The organism is Parvibaculum sp. (genome assembly GCF_035511255.1).
Classification (GTDB): Bacteria; Pseudomonadota; Alphaproteobacteria; order Parvibaculales; family Parvibaculaceae; genus Parvibaculum.
The window spans coordinates 1-6,092 of the sequence record NZ_DATKFR010000091.1; the positions used below are offsets into that span (position 1 = coordinate 1).

The 6,092-nt window shown below is 64.8% G+C and carries 7 protein-coding genes; 2 read left to right on the forward strand and 5 right to left on the reverse strand.

The window, feature by feature from the left end; all coding sequences use genetic code 11:
* The coding region (locus VMR03_RS03070; protein WP_325402181.1) for an aldehyde dehydrogenase family protein at positions 1-147 on the reverse strand (147 nt) is incomplete at its 3' end.
* 585 nt (positions 148-732) lie between these two features.
* Here VMR03_RS03070 and VMR03_RS03075 point away from each other — a divergent pair.
* A complete protein-coding gene (locus VMR03_RS03075; protein ID WP_325402169.1) occupies positions 733-1,116 on the forward strand; it encodes a PRC-barrel domain-containing protein in 384 nt (127 codons plus the stop codon).
* A 74-nt stretch (positions 1,117-1,190) separates the two neighbouring features.
* On the opposite strand, the gene VMR03_RS03080 is transcribed toward VMR03_RS03075, so the two are convergent.
* The gene (locus VMR03_RS03080; protein WP_325402171.1) at positions 1,191-1,511 is read right to left on the reverse strand and encodes a hypothetical protein; all 321 of its coding nucleotides are present in this window, start codon (positions 1,509-1,511) and stop codon (positions 1,191-1,193) included.
* A 174-nt stretch (positions 1,512-1,685) separates the two neighbouring features.
* Between VMR03_RS03080 and VMR03_RS03085 the strand changes: the two genes are divergently transcribed.
* Positions 1,686-2,465: a TrmH family RNA methyltransferase gene (locus tag VMR03_RS03085; RefSeq protein ID WP_325402173.1), complete on the forward strand. Its 780-nt coding sequence runs from the start codon at positions 1,686-1,688 to the stop codon at positions 2,463-2,465.
* Here the strand turns inward: VMR03_RS03085 and VMR03_RS03090 are convergent.
* The 3 genes from VMR03_RS03090 to VMR03_RS03100 all read right to left on the reverse strand — a co-directional run.
* A complete protein-coding gene (locus tag VMR03_RS03090; RefSeq protein WP_325402175.1) occupies positions 2,452-3,873 on the reverse strand; it encodes a deoxyribodipyrimidine photo-lyase in 1,422 nt (473 codons plus the stop codon). The genes VMR03_RS03085 and VMR03_RS03090 overlap by 14 nt on opposite strands.
* A gap of 16 nt (positions 3,874-3,889) precedes the next feature.
* On the reverse strand, positions 3,890-4,768 hold the full coding sequence (locus VMR03_RS03095) for a TIGR00730 family Rossman fold protein (protein ID WP_325402177.1): 879 nt from the start codon (positions 4,766-4,768) through the stop codon (positions 3,890-3,892).
* The coding region (locus VMR03_RS03100) for a cation:proton antiporter (protein ID WP_325402179.1) at positions 4,765-6,092 on the reverse strand (1,328 nt) is incomplete at its 5' end. The genes VMR03_RS03095 and VMR03_RS03100, both read right to left, overlap by 4 nt.

Sequence of the window (6,092 nt, forward strand, 5' to 3'; positions counted from 1 at the left end):
TTTCGCGGCGGCGACCGCCTGGTCGAGTTGCGCCTTCGAGGCGCGGGGGCATTTCGCCAGCACCTCTTCCGTCGCCGGATTGACGACGTCCATCGTCTGGTCGCCCGCGACGAGTTTGCCGCCGATCAGCAGCTTGAAATCGCTCATGTCGTTCTCCCTGTATCTTCGCGGACCTTTGCGGCCCGTCAAATTGTGAGAACGGTATTATTGCAGATCGGGCGGCCCTCGTCGCCGCGCAATGACGGGACGAGATCGTAAGGCGGATTAACTTTTATCGCGCGGAAGCCATGCCACCAAGACTCTTCGGCTTATTCCTCGACGCGCCATAGAGAGTGCCGCAGTCCCCACAGCTATGTTCGACCAGCGGTTCGCGACAGGAGGGGCAGACAGGCCGTCGACGCATACGCGCCACATAGGTCGCGGCAAGCCCCGCGATCGACGTTCCTATCCCGAAGGCAAGCAAGGACGAACTCATGGTCATTCCTTCTTCGCACAGGCCGCCTGAAAACTGGCACCAGGGCCTCGGCCGATCAACGTACAACTCAGCCACAATGAAGACATTGGATGTCCATCCATGCGCAGATGATCCAACGTTTCGTCGTCTATTTTCCGTCGGAAGAAATTTCCGCGCGAGATGTCGGCCGGTGGCCGGAAACAAAGCCGCTCGGCGGCGTTTATCCCCGTGAAGCCGTTCATTGGAACGGACGTTTTACAAGACGGAGGACCGATCCCATGAAATCTGCGATTTCAGGTGCGCTGCTTGCTGTCCTGATGGGCACCACCGCCATCGCCGCCGACCTTACGCCGCAACCCGTGGCGCCGCTGACAGTCGACGTCGCCAGCCTGCAGACCGCCTATCGCGCATCGAAAATCATCGGTGCCAATGTGACCAACGACAAGAATGAGAAGATCGGCACGATCAACGACCTCTTGATCAACCGCAGCGACAATGTTCCTTATGCGGTTCTTTCCGTTGGCGGCTTCCTCGGCGTCGGCGCGAAATACGTCGCGGTGCCCTACAAGTCTCTGAAGATCGGAGACGACAAGCTCGTGCTGTCCGGCGGTTCCAAGGAGGCGCTTCAGAACATGCCGGAATTCAAATACCAGACCGATTGAGGTCGATCCCCAGAACGAAGGCGCCGCGGGCATCCCGCGGCGCCTTTCTTTCGTGTTCGCATCCCGGCTCCTTATCAGCGGATCGGGATCACCACGTTGAGCGACGGCCCGCCATAGTAGACCGGTGGCGGAGGCGGTGGAGGTGCGTAATAGACCGGCGGCGGCGGGGGCGGGTAATAAGCGGGAGGCGGGGCATAATAGACATAGGGCCCGTCGTAATAGCGCACCCAGCCCGGATGGTAGTGCCGATCCCAACGGCCGTGATGGTGATGCGGATCGGCCATTGCCGGCGTCGCCGCGATAGCCCCGACGAAAGCTGCCGTCGCGAGCGCGGCGAGGAGAAGCTTTCCAGCGTGCGACGACCCGTTCGCGGATTTGCGAAGAAGCGTGTTCATGTTCCCACCTCCTTGCCCGCCTTTGCGAGCGGCTGCGGCGTTATGGCCCCGCAGCGACGAAACGTACCCAACCATGAAGCTAGGTAGGCATCGCGTCGAAAAAGCGGCATAAGTTGGGGACTTTCCGGCAAAATTCGGCGAAATTGGCGCCCGTATGAACGGGATTGAATGAATATGAGCGGCAGCTACTGGCGTGTGATCGAGAGTCTGCAGAACGGCCAGGCGAAAATCTGGGAGCAGCTCACCGAAAGTCGCGGCATCAGGAAGCATGGCGAGTTCCTGCTCGCCGGACGCAAATCCGCGCCCGAGGCGCTGGCCGCGCATCCCGATCGCTTTCATGCGCTGCTCGCGCTCGATCCCGCGCAGATCGAGGGGTGGACCATTCCCGCCCATGTCGAGAAATACCGCTTGTCGCGCGCGCTCTTCGACGCGCTCGACGTGTCGGGCACCGGAGCGCCGCTTCTCGTCGGCAAGGTGCCGGCGATGTCGCTAGCCGATCTCTCGGCGGTGCCGAAAGGGCTCGAGCTCGTCTGCGCGCTCGGCGATCCGAACAATCTCGGCGCGGCGCTCAGGAGCGCGGCGGCTTTCGGCGCGACGCGCATCATCCTGATGAGCGAGGCCGCGCATCCCTTTCATCCCAAGGCCCTGCGGGCCGCCGCCAATGCGCAGTTCGAATTGACGCTGCTGCGCGGACCGTCATGGGAAACGCTGGACGAGGCGACCGGTCCGATCTTCGCGCTCGACGCGGGCGGCGAGGACATGGCGGCACTCGACTGGCCGCGCGACCTCCGGCTCGTGCTCGGCGAGGAAGGCCGCGGCATCCCCTCGACGTTGAAGCTCAGGCGGCTTTCCATTCCGACGACGGGCGCGGTCGAGTCGCTCAACGCGACGGTTGCGGCGAGCCTCGCGCTCTATGCGCATTACATAGCCGGGCGACGCGCTAGCTCTTCCTGATGTCCGCAAAAGCGGCAAGGGCCCGTTCGCGGGCGCGGGCGTGATCGACGATGGGTTTGGGATAGGTTTGTCCGAGCACGATGCCTGCCTCAGAGAGCATCGCCGGCGGTGCCTCCCAGGGCCGATGGATGAAGCGATTGTCGAGACGGGCAAGTTCGGGCACATGGCGGCGGACGTAATCGCCGGCCGGATCGAACTTCTGCCCCTGCGTCACCGGATTGAAGACGCGGAAATAGGGCGCCGCGTCGGCGCCCGAGCCCGCGACCCATTGCCAGCCCGCGCGATTGTTCGCGAGATCGGCGTCGACCAGCGTGTCCTCGAACCATTCGGCGCCGCGCCGCCAGTCGATCAGCAGATCCTTGACCAGAAACGACGCAGCGATCATGCGCACGCGATTGTGCATGTAGCCGGTCGCCCATAATTCGCGCATGCCGGCATCGACGATCGGATAACCGGTGCACCCCTTCTGCCAGGCGGCAAGCGAGGCTGGATCGTCTGTCCACGGGAAGTCGTCGAATTCGGGCTTCCAGGCGCGCTCGACCATGCCGGGCCAGTGATAGATCAGATGGTGGCTGAACTCGCGCCAGGCGACCTCACGCAGAAAGGATGCGATGCCCGAGGCCGCCCGTGGCACGGCATGAGCGCGGGCATCCGCCGCCGCCCATATCTGGCGCGGCGAGATTTCGCCGAAATGGAGGTGCGGCGAGAGACGCGAGGTCGCTTCGAGGCCCGGAAGATCGCGAGCTTGCGCGTAGCGCGCCGCGCACGTGTCGAGAAAGTGCGACAGACGCCGCGCGGCTTCCGTCTCGCCCGGCTTCCATGCCGCACGCAGACCGCCGGCCCAGTCGGGCTTCGTCGGCAGAAGGCTCCAGGCCGCGAGATCGTCCGACCCGATGCGCGCCGCGCCGCGCAGCTTCTTCGGCGCCGGAAGCGGAGACGGAAAGGGCGCCCGCGCCGACAGGCTGCGCCAGAAGGGCGTGAAGACCTTGTAGGGACCGCCGCTTCCCGTCCGCACGTCCCAGGGTTCGGCGAGAAGGCTCGCGTTGAAGCTCTTCGCCTCGACGCCTTGCGCGACGAGCGCCGTCTTCAGCGCCTTGTCGCGGGCAATGGCCGCGGGTTCGTAGCAGCGGTTCCAGAAGACGCTGCGCGCCTTGGTCTCGCCGATCAGCCCCGGCAACAGATCGGCGGCCTGCCCGCGCCGCAGGACGAGCGGCGCACCGCATCGCTCTAGCCCGGATGCAAGAGCCGCGAGGCTCCCATGCAGCCACCACCGCGAAGCGCCGCCGAGCGGCGTGCCCGGATCGAGAATGTAAAGCGGCACGATCTCCTCGCCCGTCGCCACGGCGGCGGCGAGCGCCGGATTGTCGGCGAGGCGGAGATCCTGCCTGAACCAGACTATGACCGGCATGATGTGCGCATTCCGATCAGAGCGGATCGTTCCTTTGCATCGGCGGCTCCTTCGGGCCGGGCTCGTTGAAGGCGGCGATGTAGTTCCAGGCGTCCTCGGCGCTTTCGACGAAGTGGAAGATGTCGAGATCTTCCGGCGCGACGACGCCCTCCTCCACCATCGCGTCGAAATTGACGACGCGGCGCCAGTAGTCCTCGCCAAAAAGGAGGACCGGCATCGGATCGATCTTGCGGGTCTGGATCAGCGTCAGCGTCTCAAAGAGTTCATCGAACGTGCCGAAGCCGCCGGGAAAGACGACCAGCGCCTTCGCGCGCATCAGGAAATGCATCTTGCGCAGCGCGAAATAGTGAAACTGGAAGGCGAGATCCGGCGTGATATAGGGATTCGGCACCTGCTCATGCGGCAGGGAGATGTTGAGTCCGACCGATACGCGCTTTGCATCCGACGCGCCGCGGTTCGCCGCTTCCATGATGCCGGGACCGCCGCCCGTCATGATGACGTAGTCGCGGCCCTGCGATGTCTGCGCGGCCTCCGACACGAGGCGGCCGAAGCGCCGCGCCTCTTCATAGTAATGGCAACGCTTGCGCTGGTTCTCGCGGGCGCGGGCGGCGCGCTGCAATTCGGGATTGCCGGGATCGGCGGCGAGCGCGGCATTCGCCTCGTCGCAGTGGCAGGCCGCGTCCTCGGGCGAGGGAACCCGCGCGCTGCCGAAGACGACGATGGTCGAGCGGATGTTCTGATCCTGAAGCATCAGCTCGGGCTTCAGCAATTCGAGCTGCAGGCGCACGGCGCGCAACTCGTCGCGCAGCAGGAAATCCGCGTCCTCGAAGCTCAGCTTGAAGGAGGGAGAGCGGGTCTGGGGCGTGTCCGCCATTTCGCGAGGCAGCTTGTTCATGGTCTGCGTTCTTCATCTGAAGCGCGGCGGAAAAGCCATTTCGTACCGCCGGCGATTTTCGCCGCGAGCCAGCGCGCCCGCGCGAAGGCCGAAGGATAGAGAGTTTCGAAGGTCGAGACGAGGCCCGTGAACTGCTGCTGTCCGACGGCGTGAAAGCGCCGCGCGGTGACGAGCCAGAAGGGGCTGAGGATCAAGCTCAAGGCGATCACCGACAGCGCGAGCTGGTAGGCGTCGCGGTCGAGCGCGCCGGAACCGAGACCGGCCTTTGCCAGGGCGAAGGAGAACTCGCCGATCTGCGCCATGACCAGGCCCGAGATGAAGGCCTGTTCCCAGGGTTCGCCGAGGAGGTTCAGGATCGTGATGTTCGACGCGGTCTTTGCGACCAGCACGACGAAGACGAGGATCAGCACCGTCATGAGATGCGTCGCGACGAACTGGAGGTCGATGAGGAGACCGATCGACAGGAAGAAGACCATCAGCAACACGCTCTGCACCGGCGCGGTGAGAAAGATCGCGGCGCGGCGATCGGTCGAGGCGCCGAGGATGAGGCCGGCGAGAAAGGCGCCATAGGACGGCGAGAGGCCCACATAGCCGGAGACGGCGGCGAAGACGAAGCAGAAGCCGATATTGGCGAGCGGCGCGAGCTCGCTCTGCCCGCGCAGCATGCGGCTCCAGGGAAGCTCGACGCGGCCCCTGCGCGTCAGGACGACGGCCGTGCCCGCGAGCACCGCGACGGCGCCGGCGAGTTTCGCCACGAGCAGCAGATCGACGCCGTCGCCCCGGCCATGGCCGAGCGAACTCGCAATCACCAGCATCGGGATCATCAGCAGATCCTGCGCGACCAGCACGCCCATGGTGATACGGCCGGCATGGGTGTGAAACTCGCCGATCTCCTGCAGCATCTTGATGCCGACGGCGGTCGAGGACAGCGAGAGCACGAAGCCGAGGATGAGCGAGCTTTGAAGTCCCCAACCCAGCAACGCGCCGGTCGCCCAGGTGAGGCCGAGGGAAACGACGGTCTGCAGGGCGACGCAGAACAGCGCGACGCGATAGACGGCGCGGAAAGTCTTGAGGTTCAGCTCGAGGCCGACGAGGAAGAGAAGCAGCAGCACGCCGAGTTCGGCAAAGAAGTCGATGCCCTCCGCGCTCTTCACCAGGCCGAGACCATGGGGGCCGAGCACCACGCCGGCGAGGATGTAGCCGACGATGGCGGGCTGGCGCAGGCGGATCAGCACGAAACCGCAGCCGAGCGCGATGACGATCAGCAGGGTGACGGAATTGAGGTTGAGGGCGTCTTCCATAATCTCCGGGCATCCGAATCGGC